We start from the raw sequence: 2,813 nt of genomic DNA, 5'->3' as shown, positions 1-2,813 counted from the left end.
GCCAGGCGTTGAGTCAGGTTATCGAGCATCTGGATTCCGGCTTGGTGTAGACTTTAGGGATGTTGGATATTCTACTGCACCTTCTGCCTCAAATCGTTGCGTCCCTGCTTTATGCGGCGCTGGGATTACATTTCTGGCATACGCGCTGGCGTGAAATCGGCAAGCCCGTCGATCTCTTGCCGATGCAGACTTGGGAGCGTCTGGCAATCGGTGTAGCCTTGATATTGCAGGGAGTCGGATTGTACGAAGGGCTGTTCAGCGTCGGGGGTATGCGTTTCTCGTTCAGTCTCGCACTCTCGCTGATGTTCTGGATGGCTGTCCTCATCTACTGGCTGGAAAGCTTCCGCTCGCGCATGGATGGCTTGCAACCGATGGTGCTGCCACTGGCTGCGGTTTGTTCTGTGCTTCCGGTCATTTTTCCACAGATACATGTTGTTGCACACGTCAACGTGTGGGGCTTCAAAGTGCATTTCCTGACGGCCATGCTGGCCTATAGCCTGTTCACCCTCTCCGCTATTCATGCTGTTTTCATGGGGTTTGTTGAACGGAAACTCCACCATGGGAAACTCAACAGGCAACTCGCCAGTCTTCCTCCTATCCTGAAAATGGAAGCCCTGCTTTTCCGCATGATCGTCATCGCGTTTTCTCTGCTAACTGTTGCGCTGGGAAGTGGATTCATGTTTTCAGAAGCGATTTTTGGGAAAGCCGTAACACTTGACCACAAGACCTTGTTTGCTTTCGCATCGTGGGCGATCTTCGCCGCACTGTTGATTGGGAGGTACGCGTACGGCTGGCGTGGCCGGATCGCACTGCGCTGGACGCTGGCCGGCTTTCTGGCTCTGTTGCTGGCCTATATTGGCAGCCGTTTTGTTTCTGAAGTCCTGCTTGGCCGCATCTAGCCCCCAGCTCTGGTTATCTTCGCTTTCATAAAATGCCAGCGAAATGACCATCGCTTCTTTACAAACGTGCCGACTCAATGCATCATCGGCCCGATGTTTCCTGTACAGCCGTTACAGCCTTGATTCCTTGACGTAACCAGGCGTCTTTTAGCAAACTATGGCAGCCAATCCGCAACAGTCATCACTTAGCGGTCTCGCTAGAGCGCTCGTTCAAGCCGGCCGCATCAAGGAAGCCGAGGCCGAAAGCTTATTGTCGCAGGCCGCCGCAACCAAGACCTCGTTCATTGAGCAGTTGGTCAGCGCCAAGAAGGCCAGCGCAGCCAACATAGCGCGCTTCGCTTCCGATACCTTTGGCTACCCCCTGCTTGATCTCAACGCGTTCGACGACGCGCATATCCAGAAAAGCGCGATTGATCGCAAGCTGATCGCCGCACACCGCGTTGTTCCGTTACACAAGCGTGGCAACCGCCTATCGGTCGCCATCGCCGACCCAACAAATCTTCGCGCACTCGACGAGATTCGCTTTCAGACCGGGATGGCCGTCGACCCTGTGATCGTTGATGAGAGCCTGCTTGCCCCGTTGGTTGCCAAACTCTCGGAATCGGCCGAAGATACCCTCAGAAACCTGACCGACGACGATATCAATCTCGAGTTTACCGACGACGAGAATCAGGAAAAGGCCGACGACGCATCGACACTCGAAGTCGACGATGCTCCGGTTGTAAAGTTCATCCAGAAGATGTTGCTTGATGCCATCAACGACGGCGCGTCGGACATTCACTTCGAGCCCTACGAAAAAAGCTACCGTATCCGCTTCCGAACCGATGGCATACTGCGCGAGATCGCGTCGCCTCCTCTGGTCATCAAGGAAAAAATCGCATCACGCATCAAGGTTATTTCGCGCCTCAATATTGCCGAAAAACGCGTTCCACAAGACGGCCGAATGCGCCTCGTCCTCTCCAAGACGCGGGCGATTGACTTCCGGGTCAGCACTTTGCCGACCATGTATGGCGAAAAGATCGTTCTGCGGATCCTCGACCCCGGTAGCGCAACGCTTGGCATTGATGCCCTGGGATACGAACCCGAGCAGAAGGCGCTGCTTCTTGACGCCATTCAGCGTCCGTACGGCATGGTGCTCGTAACCGGCCCGACGGGCTCGGGCAAGACCGTTTCGCTCTATACCTGCCTGAATATCCTGAACAAACCAGGCATCAACATTTCCACCGCAGAAGACCCGGCAGAAATTCCCTTGCCGGGCATTAACCAGGTCAACATCGACGACCGGCAGGGTCTGACATTTCCGGTCGCCCTTAAGGCCTTCCTGCGGCAGGATCCGGATATCATCATGGTCGGTGAAATCCGTGACCTGGAAACTGCGGAAATCTCGATCAAGGCGGCGCAGACTGGGCACATGGTGCTGTCAACCCTGCATACCAATGATGCGCCATCAACCTTGACGCGCCTCATGAACATGGGTGTCCCGACCTTCAATATTGCTTCGAGCATTCTTCTGATCACAGCACAACGTCTTGTTCGCCGCCTGTGCACATGCAAAAAGCCTCTTGACACACCGATAGAGACTTTGATGAATGCCGGTTTTACCGAATCCGACATTGATGGCAGTTGGGTTCTTTACGGCCCCTCAGAATGCGAGCGCTGCAAAGGCTCCGGCTACAAAGGACGGGTCGGTCTCTATCAGGTCATGCCCGTTACCGAAGCAATACAGCGCATGATCATGGCTAACGGAACTTCGCTGGATATCGCCGTGCAGGCTCAAAAAGAAGGCGTCAACGATTTGCGGCGCTCGGGCCTTATGAAGGTCATGCAAGGGCTCACTTCGCTTGATGAAGTTCTGGGAAGCACCAACGCTTAAAGAATAACGAAAGGGGACAGCATGGCGACCGCAACGAGCAC

At 54.6% G+C, this 2,813-nt stretch carries 2 protein-coding genes; both read left to right on the top strand.

Going from position 1 to position 2,813, the window contains the following annotated elements; genetic code table 11:
- Nucleotides 1-59: 59 nt before the first annotated feature.
- Nucleotides 60-899, top strand: coding sequence for a cytochrome C assembly family protein (locus PROAA_RS12475; RefSeq protein ID WP_186411656.1), 840 nt, complete (start codon nt 60-62; stop codon nt 897-899).
- Between the two features lie 157 nt (nt 900-1,056).
- Nucleotides 1,057-2,772: a type IV-A pilus assembly ATPase PilB gene (gene pilB / locus PROAA_RS12470; RefSeq protein WP_186411655.1), complete on the top strand. Its 1,716-nt coding sequence runs from the start codon at nt 1,057-1,059 to the stop codon at nt 2,770-2,772.
- The last annotated feature ends 41 nt before the right edge of the window (nt 2,773-2,813 follow it).

This window comes from Candidatus Propionivibrio aalborgensis (assembly GCF_900089945.1).
GTDB lineage: Bacteria > Pseudomonadota > Gammaproteobacteria > Burkholderiales > Rhodocyclaceae > Propionivibrio > Propionivibrio aalborgensis.
The sequence above is the reverse complement of the archived record's forward strand: the minus strand, read 5'-3'. Positions and strand labels throughout refer to the sequence as shown.

Bases quoted from the DNA above. Each gene is read 5' to 3' on its own strand.
- pilB (WP_186411655.1), top strand. From the start codon at position 1,057: ATGGCAGCCAATCCGCAACAGTCATCACTTAGCGGTCTCGCTAGAGCG.
- PROAA_RS12475 (WP_186411656.1), top strand. From the start codon at position 60: ATGTTGGATATTCTACTGCACCTTCTGCCTCAAATCGTTGCGTCCCTG.